This window comes from Dehalococcoidia bacterium (assembly GCA_022451965.1).
In the GTDB taxonomy this organism is placed as follows: domain Bacteria; phylum Chloroflexota; class Dehalococcoidia; order Lucifugimonadales; family Lucifugimonadaceae; genus TMED-70.
The window spans coordinates 95,864-112,242 of sequence record JAKUNJ010000006.1; the positions used below are offsets into that span (position 1 = coordinate 95,864).

The window sequence follows — 16,379 nt, forward strand, 5'->3', positions numbered from 1 at the left end:
TTTGAATAATTTTTCAAAATCTGAAAAGCAAAATATTTTAGAGATGAAAATTTCTGAAATAAAAAAATTATTAAAAACAAAAAATATAACATCTGAAGAATTAGTAAATTTGCATATTCAACAGATTGAAACTTATAATCCCTTGATAAATGCAGTTTGTACATTTACACCTGAAATGGCTATTGAACATGCAAAAAAAATAGATCAAAATTTTGATTTTTCATCACCTTTGTCGGGTATTCCAACATTCATAAAAGATCTGAATTTAACTAAAGGAATTAGGACAACTAAAGGATCTCCAATTTATTCAAACTACATACCTGATGAAGATGATTTAGTTGTAAAAAAAATTAAATCTTCAGGTGCGATCATTTTAGGTAAAACTAATACGCCTGAGTTTGGAGCAGGCTCCCATACATTTAATGAAGTTTTTGATACAACTGTTAATCCATATAATTTAGATAAAACAGCAGGAGGATCTAGCGGTGGAGCAGGAGCCGCTCTTGCAGCCAGATTGATTACGATAGCTCAAGGATCTGACATGGGAGGTTCATTAAGAAATCCTGCTGCATGGAATAATGTAGTTGGATTCAGAACCACTATAGGTAGAGTTCCTAATCTTCCAAACTCTAAACCATATAACACTTTGAGTGTTAACGGACCAATGGCAAGAAATATAGATGATCTATCTATATTTTTGTCAATAATGGCAGGTTATGACAATAGAATCGGAAATAGTATAAATGAAGATCCCAAAATTTTTTCAGAGATAAAAAATATTAAAAACTTAAATCAAAAAATAGCTTTTACTCCTGATTTAGGTCAATATCCTGTATCAAAAGAAATCAGAGAATCTTTTAATAATTCTGTAAAAACCTTTGCGAATCTCGGTTTCGAATTAGAAGAAGCAGCACCTTCTCTTCCAAATGTAGATAATGTATTTCAAGTTCTAAGAGCTTATATTTTTGCTGATGAACATAAAGATCACATAAAAAATAATAAACATCTGATGAAAGATACAATAATTTGGAACGTTGAGAAAGGTATGAGTCTTTCTTCCTTAGAAATATCTGAAGCAGAATCACAAAGATCTATTATTGATCAAAAAATTTCAGAATTTTTTAATCAATATGACTTTCTAATTTTACCAACTACTAGCGTTCTTCCTTTTGATATAGATCAAGAATATATAAAAAATATAGACGGAACAGAATTAAATACATATATAGATTGGATGGCTCTTTGTTATGCAATAACTGCCACAGGCTGTCCAAGTGTAAGTATTCCATCAGGATTTAGTAAAGATGGATTACCTATAGGAATACAAATAGTTAGTAAAAAACTTAACGAATTGAAAATTCTAGAATTAGCAAAAGTTTTTGAATCAGAAACAAATTATTATAAAACGAAACCCAAATTAATATCTTAAGGAGTATTTTATGAATAAATATGCAGCAAACCTATCTATGTTATTTAATGAAGTTGAATTTTTAGAAAAGTTTACACTTGCCAAAGAAAATGGCTTTGAAGGAGTGGAATATCTTTTCCCTTATGATTTTGATAAACACGATATAAAAGCAGAGTTAGAAAAAAATAATCTAAAACAAATTTTGTTTGATTTTCCAGCTGGTGATTTTGCAGCTGGAGATCGAGGAATTGCAATTTTTCCTGATAGAAAATCAGAGTTTCAAGAAGGTGTACACAAAGCTTTAGAATATGCCAATCATTTGAGCTGTGAAAGGCTTACAGTTTTAGTTGGGATAGATAATGGTAAATTTACCAAATCTCAGTTACACGATACTTTGATTGAAAATCTTAATTATGCATCTGATGTATTAAAAAATACAAATATCATGATCTTAGTAGAGGCTCTAAATACTATCGATGCCCCTAATTATTTTATTTCTAATACTAAACATTGCAGAAAAATTATTGATGAGATTAATTTAGATTCAGTAAAAATTCAATATGATATTTATCATATGCAAATTATGGAAGGAGATATTATTAGAACCTTTGATAATAATAAGGATAAAATTGGACATATTCAAATTGCAGATAACCCAGGTAGAAATGAACCAGGTTCAGGAGAGATAAATTATGAAAATGTTTTTAAACATTTGTCTGAAAATTATCTAGGATGGATTGGATGTGAGTATTCACCTCTAGGAGATACAATTAAGGGTTTATCTTGGATAGATAATATCGGAGGGAAAAGTGCCTAAATTTGAAGCAAATTTACAGTTCATGTATAACGAATATGATCTTATAGATAGATATGAACAAGCTTCAAAATCTGGGTTTGAAGGAGTCGAATTACAGGCCCCTTATTCTTTGGAAGTTGACCAAATTAGAGAAAAATTAGATTTATATAAATTAAAACATGTAATAATAAATTTACCAGTGCAAGATCCAGATACCAACTTAGCAAATATAGCACTTAGGCCTGATAGAAAAGATCTATTTTTGGAAAGACTAGAATTAGGAATTAATTATGCTTCAAACCTCGGTTGCATTGGGATAAATACAGGGATAGGAACAAAGCCAGAAAATTTTGATGATGATGAAATTTATAATGTTTTAGTTGAAAATCAAAGAATAGCATCTGAAAAGTTATCAGAAAAAAATATAAAAACCTTAATTGAACCAATAAATACAGTAGATCAACCAGGATTTTTTATTAATACATCAAAACAGGGAATAGATCTGATTGAAGAAATTAACCATGAAAATGCATATCTTCTTTATGATGTTTATCACATGCAAATTATGGAAGGTGATTTATCTAGAAAAATTATTGCATTACAGGATAAGATCGGTCATATTCAAATTGCAGATAATCCAGGAAGAAATGAACCTGGAACAGGAGAAATAAACTATAAGCATATTTTTAATTTATTAGATGAAATAAATTATGAAGGATGGGTTGGTTGTGAATATTCACCTTTAGTTAATACTAATGATTCATTATCATGGCTAAAAAATAATTTATAATACAGCCATGAATTCTAAAAAAATTACTACTTTCTCTAAATTAGTATCATCTGTATTTTATATTGGATATTTCCCCTTAAGAGGAGGAGGAAGCTGGGCTGCTTTATTTTGCCTAATCTATTTTATTTTATTAAGATATTTGCTAGTTGATTTTTTTGATTTTTCTGAAAATTTATTCTTAATAATAAATCTAATAATATTAATTTTATATTTACCACTAGGTATAATTACTATAAATAGATCTATTTCTAAAGATGATCCAGATCCTCATCATGTTGTTTTTGATGAATGGGTTGGAATGTATATTCCTATCGTAATATTAGAATATAATTTATTTGCCTTTATACTTGCTTTTTTTATATTTAGATTCTTTGATATTTTTAAGCCTTATCCAATTAATAAATTTGAAGACCTTCCTAAAGCATATGGAGTATTGGGTGATGATATAGTTGCAGGAGTTTTTACTCTTATTTTTGTTGTAATAATAGAATCTTTTATTGAATTACCCGTTATCTAGGAAATTGAAAACTATATTTTCAAATTCTTCAGGGATTTCATCATGAATATTGTGACCTATTTCTTTAAGATGAATAACTTCTAGATTATTCATAATGCTTTTAATTTTTTTTATCTCTGTACTTGTTATTACTCCACCAGTTTTTATTTCGTCTCCAGCTAATAATAATGTTCTGATTCCTGAAATTTCTAGAAGAATTTCTTCAGGATGAAAAGATTTCAATGCTTCTCCATTGATAGTTGCTTCTAAAACTTTGTAATCAAGATTAGCTAGGTTTTCAGAAATTAATTCTAAGTTCTTAACGTTAGATAATTTAGAATTATTTTTTAATTTTTCTAAAATTTTATTTTTAGAATTAAAATTCTTTGATAAATGTAAATTATGCTGAAATCTTTGACTTATTCCTTTTTCTCCCTGTCTTTTGTGAGTAAAGAATGGAGGGTCTTCAAGTATTAATGCTTTAATATTGGTTTTGAGTATTTGGCTGACTTTTGTTGCAACACATGCCCCTAATGAATGTCCAATTATTTCTACTTTAGAATCTATATTTTTTTCTATAAAAGCTACTATATCATTACTAAAATTTATCCATTCGTAATTATCGAAATGATCAGAATTTCCATGACCTCTAAAATCTATAAGATAAACTGTGCGAATTTTTGATAATTTTTTTGATATGTTATTCCATGTTTTAGATGAATTGGAAATTCCATGAAGTAAAATTATTGGAGGACCATCTCCAAACTTTTGGAAGAATATCTTTTTATTTTCAACTAGGAAATAATTTTTCATTTAGTTTTCTATGAATTCAAGTATGGATTTAGAAAATTCTGCAGGGAAGTCTCTATGTATATTATGACCTGATTTTTCCCATTTATTTATCTTAATAGATGAATTTAAATTTTTAAGATAATTTATATTTTCTTCAGAATTTATTCCTCCAAAATCTGGATTTGAGTGATTCAAAATTGTGTCATTTTTTACATTTTTATATATTTCTTCAATTGAAAAATCATCTTTGAATTTTCTTGGTACTTCTAATAAAAAATTGTCAGTAAACATTCTGGCAGTTGCTATCTCTACGGGTATATCATCTCTCCAGTCGGGTCTTAATTTTTTCAATTTAATGATTGCTTCATTTAAACTTTTAGAATTATCTATTGTTTCTGCAACTATTTTCCCTCTACTTGCTCTTCCTGTTTTATCTACAGGTTGAGTTCCTAAAAATGGATCCTCTAAAATAACTCCTTTAATTTGATTATAATTTTTTGATGAAACTGAAGCTACAATTGGGCCTCCTAATGAGTGTCCTACTAAATAGATATTTTTTAAATTGAGTTTAGAAATTATGTTTGAAATATCATCTGCCCAAGTAGATCTTTTATGAGATATTAGTGTTTTACCAGATCTACCAAATCCTCTAAGGTCTACTGAAAAAACGTTATAATTTTTTGGCATATTATCCATTATTTTTTTCCAAGATTGCCATCTTTCTAAAAAACCGTGGACAAAAAATATATTTATATAGTTCTCTCTTTTCTCTCTTGATGCAATATTGATTGCTACATCATTAGTATGACAAAAAAATTCTTTATACATTAATCTATTTATTACTTAGCTTGCCGGTAACTTCAAAGTTTTTCCATTTATCAGATTTATTTTTATTTATTTTCTTGTATAGATTTTCTTTATTAACTTTTTTTATTTTTTCATAATATTCTTTATCATCCATAAATTATCCCTTTCATCTATATTCTATTAAGATGTACATACTAAATTATAGTTTTGAGAGTTTCACCTATTCTTGAAGGATCACTAGCATGATGAGCTCCAGCATCTTTAAGTGCTTTTATTTTTTCCGCTGCTAGTCCCATTTTCCCACTAATTACCGCTCCAGCATGCCCCATTCTTTTGCCTTTAGGTGCTGTAGTCCCTGCTATTGAAAATACTACAGGTTTTGAGATTTTATTCTTAATATATTCTGCTGCTTCCTGTTCTTTTGTTCCACCAATTTCTCCAATTAAGACTATAGAATCAGTATTGCTATCTCTTTCAAAAAATTCTAGAACATCTACAAAACTTGTTCCATGTATTGGGTCACCACCTATTCCTATACAAATTGATTGCCCAAGACCGACTTCTCCAATTTGAGAAATTGCTTCATAGGTTAGAGTTCCTGATCTAGACACAACACCTACCTTACCCTCCTTACAAATATTACTAGGAATAATACCAATTTTTATTTTTAATTTTGGAAAAATCAAACCAGGACAATTTGGTCCTATCAAAGTTGTATTTTTATCTTTAATGTAATTTTTTACCTTAATCATGTCGTGAATTGGTATGCCTTCAGTGATACAAACAACTATTTCTAATTTTGCATCTATTTGTTCAATTATTGCATCCATAGCAAAAGCAGCAGGAACATAGATGACTCCGACATTTGCGTTTGTTTTACTTACTGCATCCTTAACTGTTTCAAAATAAGGAATATTTTCATCAAACAAGGTTCCCTCTCTTTTGGGATGCACACAAGCAACAACATTAGTTCCATACTCAATCGATCTTCGAGCTTGAAAGGTACCATCCTTTCCTAGACCTTGAATTAGAACCTTTGTATTTTTATCTAATTTCATTTGTTAATACTATCCTTGCTTAAATTAGTAAGAAGTTCGGCAGCATTACCTAAATTTTTTGCAATATGTATATCTAAATTAGAATTCTTAAGAATAGAAAAACCTTTTTCAGAATTAGTACCTCTCATTGATACAATTATAGGGAGATTAAACGAAGCTTCTTTAGCTGCTTCAACGATTCCTTCTGCTATTAGGTCAGCTCTGGCAATTCCTGCAAATAAATTTACCAGTAAAAACTTAACATTTTTGTCTGAAACCAGGATTCTAAAAGCTTCTTTGATTTTTTCCTTATCTGTAGATCCACCAACATCAAGAAAATTTGCAGGGAAGCATCCAGACTTAGTAGTTACATCCATAGTCGCCATTGCTAACCCAGCTCCATTCACCAAGCATCCTACATTTCCTTGATCTAATTTGACATATGCTAGATCAAAATCCTTTGCTCTAGTTTCAATTGGATTTTCTTGGTTCTTATCTCGTAGCTTAAAAATTTCTTTTTGTCTAAAAAAGCTATCATCATCAATATTTATCTTACAATCTAATGGGATAAGTTTATTTTTATTGTCTAAAACAAGAGGATTGATTTCTATGAGTGTACTATCTGTTTCTAGGAATGCTTTATATAAATTTAAAATTAAGTTTATGAAGTCACTCTGTGACTCTTTAGGAAGATTTAGTGATCTTATAGTTTTTCTTAATTCGTATGGTTTAGTTCCCAATATTGGGTCAAACTGTAACTTTATTATTTTTTCTGGGGTCTCTTCAGCTACAGTTTCTATATCCATTCCACCTTCTGATGAGAGTATAAGAACTGGACTTTCAAAATCAGGATCAATTATTATCGATAAATAAAATTCTTTTTGAATATCTGTTATTTCAGTAACTAGTAATTTTTCTACAATGACTCCATCTGAATCAGTTTGATTCGTTACAATCTTTCTACCTAAAATTTGCTTAGCAAAAACTTTTGCTTCCTCACTTGTATTACATAACTTTACGCCACCGGCTTTACCTCTTCCACCAGAATGGATTTGTGCCTTTACAACCACTTTTCCAAAGAATTCCTCAGAAATATCATATATTTCTTCTGGAGATGATCCAACTTTTCCTAAGGGGAATAAAACATTATAGTGATTTAACAAGTTTCTAGATTGATATTCGTGTAAATTCATTAATGAAATTCTTACAATTTTAATTACTGACAAAGTAATTAAATCCTATTATGATGTATTTCATAATAGTTTTTTGGGTTAGTTTCTAATTTTTTTTTAATCTTTGTCATATAATTAGTATATTAGTTCAAGAATAATGAGGAGATTAAAATGGAAGCATTGTGGGCTTTGATAATTGTTTTTGGGTCAACAGCAGCTTGGCTTGTAGTCTTGCAATTAATAAATAATTACTTAGCAAAAAGAGAAAAATAATTTTTTATTTTTTAAATCTTTTTTATGCTTGAATTCAAAAATATTTCATACTCTATCTCCAAGAGAAAATTATTTGAAAACACCTCGTTACAAATTCCTGAGAATTATCATATAGGACTAGTTGGATCAAATGGTATCGGTAAATCTACTTTATTTAACTTAATAACTAAAAATTTATCCTTAGAGGAAGGAAAAATAAACTTAAAGTCTAACAGGACAATTGGTATATTAGAGCAAGAAATACAAAAAGTTGAATTGAGTTTATTAGATTTTGTCCTATCAAGTAGAATTACTGAACAAAATTTACTCAAAGAATTAGAGACTTCTGTAAATCCTAATAGAATATCTTTTATTCTTAATAAGTTGGATGAAATTAATGCATACGACTCTGATTGGAGAGCTTCAGCTATACTTTCTGGTCTTGGTTTTAATAAAACAGATCAATCAAAGCCTCTAAGTGACTTTTCAGGTGGATGGAGAATGAGAGTAGGGCTTGCCGCAGCTTTGTTCAATGAACCTGATCTATTATTACTTGACGAACCTACAAATCACTTAGATTTTGAATCTAACTCTTGGTTGGAGAATTTTTTAGTAAATTATAAAAATTCCTTTATATTAATTAGTCATGATAGAGAAACCTTAAATAAAACAGTGTCTCATATTATTCATATTGACCAGTTAAAACTAAACTTATATACAGGTAATTATGATCAGTTTGAAAAACAATATGCTCAAAAAAAAATAAGTCAACAATTATTATTTGAAAAACAGGAAGCATATAAGAAAAATGTTCTAAAATTTGTAAATCGATTTGGTTCTAAAGCTAGTAAAGCAAAGCAGGCACAAAGTAGATTGAAATCATTAGAAAAAATGGATTTTGTTGATGCAGTTATTACTGATAGATCTATTAAGTTTTCTTTTCCTAAACCAAAAAATCTTGGTACCTCAATGATTGTTTTGAACGAGGTTGATGTTGGATATGAAACAAAAACCCCTGTACTTCAAGGAATAAACCTTAGCATATCAAATGATAGCAGAATAGCTTTATTAGGTGCTAATGGGAATGGGAAGTCTACTTTAATTAAATTGATTTCAGGAATAATTAAGCCAATGAAAGGAACTATCTCAAAGAACAGAAATATAAAGATTGGATATTTTGCTCAGCATTTGTCTGAAGAGCTAGAATTAGAATTAACTCCATTTGAAGTATTATCTGAAAAATTAAAAAATGAAGATGACTTGAAAATAAGAGGTGTGTTAGGTAAATTTGGATTTGATAAAACAAAATCTGAAACTAAAATACATAAATTATCTGGAGGAGAAAAAACAAGACTCATTCTTTGTTTGATTAGTTATGATTGTCCGAATATTTTATTACTTGATGAACCCACAAATCATCTTGACATTGACTCCAGAACTTCTCTTATTAATGCACTAAATGACTTTGAAGGATGCGTTATTCTTGTAAGCCATGATTCTAAACTTGTAGAGAATGTAGCTGACCAATTAGTAATGGTCAAAAATGGCAAAGTAAGCAATTTTTTAGGAGATCTTGATGAGTATAGATCTTCACTAAGTAATGATAAAAAAAATAAAGAAAATTCCAAAAATAAAAATAATAACGATAGAAAAAAAATCAGAAATTTGGAAAATAAAATAAAAAGACTTACTGAAGAAAAAAAAGATTTAGAAAAAAAATTGTCTGCAAATGAAAATATTTCAGATTATGAAAAACTTAATTTTCTCTCTGAAGAATATGAAAATATAAACAATCAAATTGAGTCGCTTGAAGATTCATGGCTTTTAGAGACAGAATAAATTAGATTTTTAATTCTTAAATTAATGGCGGAGGGGACAGGATTCGAACCTGCGGTACCCTTACGGATACTCCTGTTTTCAAGACAGACGCTTTCAACCACTCAGCCACCCCTCCAAAAAACGAAAACAGACAACTTTTATTATATAAGAAAATTATTCTAATTTGCCCCAACTGTCACCAGTTTTTATATCTACAAGTACAGGTACATCTAATTTAATTGCATTTGGCATTATTTCATTAATCATCATACTTAGCTCCATCAGCTCTCCTGGACCTACCTCGAATATAAGTTCATCATGCACCTGAATTAGCATTTTAGATTTCATAAGATTATTTCTTATTTCATTTCCTAAATTTATCATTGCAATTTTTATTATTTCAGCTGCAGTCCCTTGAATAGGCATATTTATTGCAATTCTTTCGGCAAATCCTCTAGTTCTGGCATTTGGAGAATTAATATCATCTAAGTATCTTCTCCTGCCAAGCAAAGTTTCAGAGTATCCACTTGATTTTGATGAGTTAATTTGTTGTTTTTGAAAATCCTTAATTCCTGGATATTTACCAAAGTATAAATCAATAAACTCTTTTCCCTGTTGTCTTGTTAGGTCAGTTTGTTGAGAAACTCCGTGAGGCCCTAAACCGTATAATACTCCAAAATTTAGAATTTTTGCTATTCTTCTTTGTTCTGAAGAAACTTCTTCAGTAGAATACATAAGTTTAGCAGTTGAATTATGTATATCTTCACCGTTAACAAAAGCCTTTATTAAGTTCTCTTCTTTTGAAAGATGTGCCAAAACTCTTAATTCTATCTGAGAGTAATCTACTGATAACATTTGAAAATTCTTTTTTGTATCTGCTATGAATGCAGATCTTACTTCCCTTCCAATGTCTGACCTTACAGGAATATTTTGAACATTTGGGTTTTGGCTTGATAATCTCCCAGTTGAAGTCCCCAGTTGATTGAAGGTTGTATGAATACGTTTTGTTTTTTTATTTACTAAATTAGGCAGAGAGTCTACGTAAGTAGATTTGATTTTAGATAATTCCCTATATCTTAGGATACCAGAAGATATTTGCGTTACCCTTTCGTCTAATTCTTTATTTTTAGAATATGTTTCAAGTACATCTGCATCCACTGATATTCCTGTTTTCGTTTTTTTGATTGTTGGAGCACCTAATTCATTTATTAGTATGTCTGCGACTTGTTTCCCTGAATTTAGATTAAAGTCTTTCTCTGGATAAATATTATGAATGCCTTGATCTAGCTCACTTAGTTCAATTTCTAGCTTATCAGACATACTTATTAATTTTTCAGAATCAATTAAGAATCCATTAAATTGCATATTTATAATTTCTTTAATCAAAGGAATTTCTACATTGTAAAATAAATTTTCTTGATCAAATTTTTTTAACTCTTCCATAAAAAAATTTCTAAGCTTGTAAGTAATTAATGAATCTGCAGCAGCATACTTGTAAACATTGGATATATCTGCTTGATTAAGAGTTTTTTGGTTCTTTCCTGTGCCAATTAACTCTTCTATCCTAGTCATATTTATCTGTAAGATCTCTGATGATAAGTTTTTTAATCCTAATCTTTTTCTTCCACATAATGATGCTGCAATAACAGTATCAAAATTTAGATTTTCTACTTCTATTCCAAAATTTTTTAGGACCATAATATCAAAATTAGCATTGTGAGCAGATTTTGATATTTTTGGATTTTCAAACAACGATTTAATTATTTCAAAATTATTGTCGTTAAAACTTATATCAATATTATCGTGTTTAATAACTAGATAGTATGATTTATTTTCTGAACTACAAAACGAAATACCTATAATTTCATCTTCAAGAGTTCTTAATCCAGTAGTTTCTGTATCAAAAGAAAAATGATCAGAACTATTCAAATCATTAATCATTAAATTAAATGAGTTTTGGTCATTTATTAGCACTAGTTGGTCACTTGGTATGTCCTTGTTGTCAGAATCAACTTTAATTTGAAGTTGTACTTCTTCTGGGAATTCAATCAATCGTTTAAGGTTATTAAAACTATTTCTTAATTCATAATGCTCAAAAGCTTTCCTTATCTTTTCAGTATTATGATTTGTAAATTCACAATTAATAATTGAGAAATCAATTTCAACGTCTCGAATTATTTGAGTAAGACTTAAGCCTTTTTTGGCTATTTCAATATTTTCAGATAATATATTTTGTATTCTTTTGGAACCTCTTATGCTGAGATTAGATATTTTTTCTATATTTTGAAACAAAGAATCAAAATGTCCAAATTCAGAGAGTAAAGCTCTTGCGGCCTTTTTACCAATACCTGGTACACCAGGTATATTATCTGATGGGTCTCCTTCAAGTGCTTTTATTTCAGCAATATATTCAGGCCCAAGTCCATCATATCTATCTTGAACTTTTTTTTCATCATATATTCTTATATCTCCAAATCCTGAATACATTAATACATTAGTTTTTTTGTTAACTAATTGTAGTTGATCAGCATCTCCTGTAAGTATCAAACAATTTATATTTTTTGAATTTGCGATATTACTTATGGTACCCACCAAATCATCTGCTTCAAATCCATCCTTTTCAAAAACTGGAATATCTAAAGATTCCAGTAATTCTTTTGCGATGGGTATTTGTTTATGAAGATCTGGATCTACTGGAGGCCTTTGGGCTTTATATTCTGGGAATATTTCGTCTCTAAAAGTCGCTGCCTTAGTATCAAAGCATACAGCTACATGAGTAATATTATTTTCTCTTATTGATTTAATTAGGGTATTAATAAAACCAAATGCACCTCTAGTATCTATTTTTTTGCTATTTAGTCTTTCAGGTATAGAGAACCATGCTCTAAAAACCATCGCATGGCCGTCTACAATTAACAGCTTTTCTTTTTTTGTTACCATTTATTAGATACTAATGGTAATTTATAAATTAGTCTCAATCAACCTTAATTATTTTATGATTTTTCTTACCTTTTGAAATTATTATAACCTTATTGGCTTTAAGGTCATTTTCTAATACTTTCATTTCAGGATCATTTATTTTTTTCCCATTTAAAGAAATACCACCTTGATTAATTAACCTTTTTGTTTCTCCTAAGGAACTACAAAGTTCATAATCTACAGCTAAATCTTGAATATTTACTCCCTTTGATAATTTTTTTCTGGAAAGTTGGGGTACTCCTTCTGATCCGGAGTACAAATCTAAATAATCATCTTCATTTAGTAGTTCCCATTTACCTTGATTTAAGCCTTCAGTTTGCCTAATAGCACTGTTCATACCGATTTCACCATGTACGATTCTTGTTATTTCTTTTGAAAGAAATTTTTGTGCTTCTCTTTTATAAGGAGTTTCTGATGTGACATTTTCTAGTTCCTTAAATTCCTCTGGTTTTATATCTGTAAATAGTTTTATGTAAGCTAGAACTTCTTCATCTGAAGAATTAAAAAAATATTGAAATAGCTTATATGGAATTGTTACTTTTGGATCTAACGTGATTGCTCCTTCTATACTTTTTCCAAATTTCTCACCCGATGCTGTAGTTAATAGAGGGTAGGTTATACCATGGGCCTTATTTTTATTTAGAGGATTCTTTTTTCTTATCAGATCAACACCTGCTACAATATTTCCCCATTGGTCTGAGCCTCCCATTTGAAAACTACAGTTATAATTTTCAAATAAGTATAAGAAATCATATGCTTGTAATAGTTGATAACTAAATTCTGTGAATGAAATACCTTCATCTCTAGACAATCTGTTTTTTACTGAATCTTTATTAAGCATGTTGTTAATGTTAAAAAATTTACCTGTATCTCTCAAGAAATCAATTAGGTTAATTTGATTTAACCATTCTGCATTGTTAATTATTTGAGCTGGATTTTTTTTATTTTCAAAATCTAAAAATTTTTCTAATTGAGTTTTTATTCCAAATAGATTTTCTTCTATTAAGGCTTCACTCATTAGTTTTCTTTCATCAGTCCTTCCTGATGGATCTCCTATCATTCCTGTTCCTCCACCAACTATAACTATTGGTGTGTGACCATATTTTTGTAATCTTTGTAAGCCTAATATTGGTATTAGATTACCTATATGTAGACTTTTTGCAGTAGGATCAAAACCGTTATAACAAGTTATTTTTTCCTTTATTAAGATTGAGTCTGCGCTCGTTGTCCAATCTTTTAGGGTACCTCTCCAATTAAATTCTTCAATTATATTACTAAATTGATTTTTCATACTATCTTTCTAAAACTTCATTAATATTTATAATATCTTTTTTTATTTGTGTCTTCATAATATCTACTGAATCATAAAATTCCTGATTCCTTATTTTTTTTATTACTGAAATTTCTATCTGCATATCATATATATTTTTATCAAAATCAAATATAAAAACTTCTATTTTTCTTGAATTATCATCTTTTATTACAGGTCTATTACCAACTGAAAGAGCTCCTCTATATTTTTCTCCCTTGATATATACAAAGCATGCATAAATACCATCACCAGGAATTTGAATTTTCTTATTTACTTCAATATTTGCAGTTGGGAAGCCTATAGTTCTTCCAATCTGATCTCCTTTTATCACAATACCTTCAAATGAATAGTTGTAACCCAAAAACTTATTTGTATTTATAAAATCTCCTTCCTCTATAAATTTTGAAATCATTGATGAAGAAACCACTTTTTCAAAATTATTAGTCATTTCTATGTTTGAAATTTCTATTCCTAAATTGGTACATAAATCTTCTAATTTTTCCCCAAATAATTGATCGTTTCCAATTCTAGTATTTTCGCTAAAAACAATATTTTTTATGTTTGCATGACTAATAAGTTTCTTCAAGAAAACTTCTGCATTTAGAAATCTTAATTCATTATTAAACTCCATTGGGAATAAAAAATTTATTCCATTTTCTCGGATTTTATTCTTTCTTTTAGAAAAATCGGATAAATATGGTCTTGAATAACCTTTATTTACAATTTCTCTGGGTCGTTTTTCAAAAACTATAACTAGGGAACATAACTTTTTATTCCTGCAATTATTAACTAGTTTTTGGAATAGCATTTTATGGCCTAAATGAACTCCATCAAATGTGCCTATACAAAAAGCTGTTTTATTTTTTCCAATTAATTTTGATAATTCAATTAATTGCTGATCAAAACTTTTCATTATTTTTGTTTTATTTTAATTCTTCACTAGCTTCTAAAATAATTTCTTCTGTTTTTTCCCAACCTACACATTTATCAGTTATTGATACTCCATACTCCAGATCATCTAAACTTTCTCCTAGAGTTTGGTTCCCTGGATTTATATTACTTTCGATCATTAGACCAACTATATTTTTATTTCCTTGTATTCTTTGGGATATAACATCCTTAAAGACAATAGGCTGCCTATTATGATCTTTATTTGAATTTCCATGAGCACAGTCTATAACTACAACAGGATCTAGATTATTTTTTTCTAGTAGTTCTTGTGCATTTCTTACAGACTCTTTATCGTAATTTGGCCCAGATGCACCACCTCTTAGGATTACATGATTAGCAGGATTACCTTTTGTTATCACAACAGAACTATTTCCATTATTATCAATACCTAAAAAAGCATGTTCACCTAAGCATGCAACCATACCATCTATCGCTAATTGAACTGATCCACCAGTCCCGTTCTTGAAACCAATTGGCATTGATAGTCCGCTGGCCATTTGTCTGTGAGTTTGGCTTTCTGCAGTTCGAGCTCCAATTGCACCCCAAGACACTAGGTCTCCAATATATTGAGGAGTAAATGGATCCAGAAATTCTGTAGCAGTAGGCATACCTAATTCTGTTACGTCTGATAAGATATTTCTTGCCAGTTCAATTCCTTTCGGAATATTAAAACTTCCATTAAGATCAGGATCATTTATTAAGCCTTTCCATCCTATAGTTGTTCTAGGTTTTTCAAAATAGACTCTCATAACAACATATATAGTTTCTTTGACCTTTTCTGCTAAATCTCTCATTTTTTTTGCATACTCTATACCTAGGTTTCTATCATGAATAGAACAAGGTCCAACTAATAGCAATATTCTATCGTCTTCGCCTTTTAATATTTTTTCAATAATATTTCTAGAATCTTCAATTAAGCTAGACTGAGAATTTGATAGAGGTATATTTTTTATAAATTCATCAGGAGATGGAAGCTTAGCTATTTCTTTAATATTTAAGTTTTGTATATTCTTCATCATATTACCTTTTTATATACTTTTTTTCTTTAATAAAAAAAAGGCTCCTTATTAGAGCCTTTAGGGAAGATTATAAAAATACACACACTAAAAAGACTCTGCTAGCCTAAAATAATAATATGTGTAGTAATTTTTATTCATTTTAATTTTTCCTAATTTCAGTTTATCTTAAAAAAAGGCTTTTTGCCTAATAAGTAATTATTTTTTAGGAAATTAAGTAAAATAAAGTGAATGCTGTTATAAATATTGTTCCAGACATAACAGTTGAAAAAATAAAATATCTAAGACCTTTGTTATCTTCAAACTTTGATTTGGTTAATCTATCTAGAATAAAACTAATACCTGCAATAATTAGTATGAATAAAATTATTTTAATTCTGAGCATTTAAGGTTTATAGATCTGTTCTCAAGTTGGTTGCATTATTTAGATATACATGCTTTATATCAGTTTGACTTTTATCAGTATTCCAATGAATTAATACTCTTATACACATCTTTAATCCATCTGGATTATTTATTTCGTGCATATTCAGTAATGGAACTGTATTTAGAGATAAAATCTCTCTTGCCGCTACAGCAGGAAATTCTAAAGTTACATCAAAAGTTGTAGTGAAAATTATTGAGGCTATATCTTTAGAGTCGACATCATTTGCTATCAACATTTCATTTAGTAGAGTTGAAGTTTCTTTTACAATATCTTCTTTAGTATTTTGTCTAACCGTTGTAGCTCCTCTTATACCCCTAACCAACATT

At 29.1% G+C, this 16,379-nt stretch carries 15 protein-coding genes and 1 tRNA gene; 5 read left to right on the top strand and 11 right to left on the bottom strand.

The annotated features are described in order from the left end of the window. The first annotated feature begins 1 nt into the window (after position 1). From MK083_04415 to MK083_04430, 4 genes are read left to right on the top strand one after another with little or no spacing between them, the layout of a single operon-like run. A complete protein-coding gene (locus MK083_04415) occupies positions 2–1,429 on the top strand; it encodes an amidase family protein (GenBank protein ID MCH2673697.1) in 1,428 nt (475 codons plus the stop codon). Between the two features lie 10 nt (positions 1,430–1,439). Continuing rightward, positions 1,440–2,225: a TIM barrel protein gene (locus MK083_04420; protein ID MCH2673698.1), complete on the top strand. Its 786-nt coding sequence runs from the start codon at positions 1,440–1,442 to the stop codon at positions 2,223–2,225. Further along, a complete protein-coding gene (locus MK083_04425; protein MCH2673699.1) occupies positions 2,218–2,994 on the top strand; it encodes a TIM barrel protein in 777 nt (258 codons plus the stop codon). The genes MK083_04420 and MK083_04425 overlap by 8 nt, the downstream gene beginning before the upstream one ends. Positions 2,995–3,001: 7 nt before the next feature. Beyond that, positions 3,002–3,511: a phosphatidylglycerophosphatase A gene (locus MK083_04430; protein ID MCH2673700.1), complete on the top strand. Its 510-nt coding sequence runs from the start codon at positions 3,002–3,004 to the stop codon at positions 3,509–3,511. On the opposite strand, the gene MK083_04435 is transcribed toward MK083_04430, so the two are convergent. The 4 genes from MK083_04435 to sucC form a co-directional block, all read right to left on the bottom strand. Then, positions 3,497–4,303, bottom strand: a complete 807-nt coding sequence (locus MK083_04435) for an alpha/beta hydrolase (GenBank protein ID MCH2673701.1) — start codon at positions 4,301–4,303, stop codon at positions 3,497–3,499. The genes MK083_04430 and MK083_04435 overlap by 15 nt on opposite strands. Continuing rightward, positions 4,304–5,110 carry an alpha/beta hydrolase gene (locus tag MK083_04440; GenBank protein ID MCH2673702.1) on the bottom strand — a complete coding sequence of 269 codons (807 nt, stop codon included), beginning with the start codon at positions 5,108–5,110 and terminating at the stop codon, positions 4,304–4,306. Positions 5,111–5,283: 173 nt separating this feature from the next. Further along, entirely contained in the window at positions 5,284–6,147 is an 864-nt protein-coding gene (gene sucD / locus MK083_04445) for a succinate--CoA ligase subunit alpha (protein MCH2673703.1), read from the bottom strand. Then, positions 6,144–7,352, bottom strand: a complete 1,209-nt coding sequence (gene sucC, locus MK083_04450; protein ID MCH2673704.1) for an ADP-forming succinate--CoA ligase subunit beta — start codon at positions 7,350–7,352, stop codon at positions 6,144–6,146. The genes sucD and sucC overlap by 4 nt, the downstream gene beginning before the upstream one ends. 243 nt (positions 7,353–7,595) lie before the next feature. Here sucC and MK083_04455 point away from each other — a divergent pair, with 243 nt between their 5' ends. Then, positions 7,596–9,389: an ATP-binding cassette domain-containing protein gene (locus MK083_04455; protein ID MCH2673705.1), complete on the top strand. Its 1,794-nt coding sequence runs from the start codon at positions 7,596–7,598 to the stop codon at positions 9,387–9,389. A 25-nt stretch (positions 9,390–9,414) separates the two neighbouring features. Here MK083_04455 and MK083_04460 read toward each other — a convergent pair. The 7 genes from MK083_04460 to aroH all read right to left on the bottom strand — a co-directional run bounded on the left by MK083_04460 (position 9,415) and on the right by aroH (position 16,378). Beyond that, positions 9,415–9,504: transfer RNA gene (locus MK083_04460), tRNA-Ser, on the bottom strand. Between the two features lie 38 nt (positions 9,505–9,542). Next, entirely contained in the window at positions 9,543–12,308 is a 2,766-nt protein-coding gene (gene polA, locus MK083_04465; GenBank protein MCH2673706.1) for a DNA polymerase I, read from the bottom strand. A gap of 34 nt (positions 12,309–12,342) precedes the next feature. Next, entirely contained in the window at positions 12,343–13,638 is a 1,296-nt protein-coding gene (tyrS, locus tag MK083_04470; protein ID MCH2673707.1) for a tyrosine--tRNA ligase, read from the bottom strand. A 1-nt stretch (position 13,639) separates the two neighbouring features. Continuing rightward, on the bottom strand, positions 13,640–14,572 hold the full coding sequence (gene ribF / locus MK083_04475; GenBank protein MCH2673708.1) for a riboflavin biosynthesis protein RibF: 933 nt from the start codon (positions 14,570–14,572) through the stop codon (positions 13,640–13,642). Positions 14,573–14,582: 10 nt separating this feature from the next. Beyond that, entirely contained in the window at positions 14,583–15,629 is a 1,047-nt protein-coding gene (locus MK083_04480) for a 3-deoxy-7-phosphoheptulonate synthase (GenBank protein ID MCH2673709.1), read from the bottom strand. A 202-nt stretch (positions 15,630–15,831) separates the two neighbouring features. After that, entirely contained in the window at positions 15,832–16,011 is a 180-nt protein-coding gene (locus tag MK083_04485; GenBank protein MCH2673710.1) for a hypothetical protein, read from the bottom strand. A 7-nt stretch (positions 16,012–16,018) separates the two neighbouring features. Beyond that, positions 16,019–16,378: a chorismate mutase gene (gene aroH / locus MK083_04490; protein MCH2673711.1), complete on the bottom strand. Its 360-nt coding sequence runs from the start codon at positions 16,376–16,378 to the stop codon at positions 16,019–16,021. Position 16,379 lies beyond the last annotated feature (1 nt).

Coding starts and splice junctions, on each gene's coding strand:
- MK083_04420 (MCH2673698.1), top strand. CDS start 1,440: ATGAATAAATATGCAGCAAACCTATCTATGTTATTTAATGAAGTTGAA.
- MK083_04430 (MCH2673700.1), top strand. CDS start 3,002: ATGAATTCTAAAAAAATTACTACTTTCTCTAAATTAGTATCATCTGTA.
- MK083_04435 (MCH2673701.1), bottom strand. CDS start 4,303: ATGAAAAATTATTTCCTAGTTGAAAATAAAAAGATATTCTTCCAAAAG.
- MK083_04440 (MCH2673702.1), bottom strand. CDS start 5,110: ATGTATAAAGAATTTTTTTGTCATACTAATGATGTAGCAATCAATATT.
- sucD (MCH2673703.1), bottom strand. CDS start 6,147: ATGAAATTAGATAAAAATACAAAGGTTCTAATTCAAGGTCTAGGAAAG.
- MK083_04455 (MCH2673705.1), top strand. CDS start 7,596: ATGCTTGAATTCAAAAATATTTCATACTCTATCTCCAAGAGAAAATTA.
- polA (MCH2673706.1), bottom strand. CDS start 12,308: ATGGTAACAAAAAAAGAAAAGCTGTTAATTGTAGACGGCCATGCGATG.
- tyrS (MCH2673707.1), bottom strand. CDS start 13,638: ATGAAAAATCAATTTAGTAATATAATTGAAGAATTTAATTGGAGAGGT.
- ribF (MCH2673708.1), bottom strand. CDS start 14,572: ATGAAAAGTTTTGATCAGCAATTAATTGAATTATCAAAATTAATTGGA.
- MK083_04480 (MCH2673709.1), bottom strand. CDS start 15,629: ATGATGAAGAATATACAAAACTTAAATATTAAAGAAATAGCTAAGCTT.
- MK083_04485 (MCH2673710.1), bottom strand. CDS start 16,011: ATGCTCAGAATTAAAATAATTTTATTCATACTAATTATTGCAGGTATT.
- aroH (MCH2673711.1), bottom strand. CDS start 16,378: ATGTTGGTTAGGGGTATAAGAGGAGCTACAACGGTTAGACAAAATACT.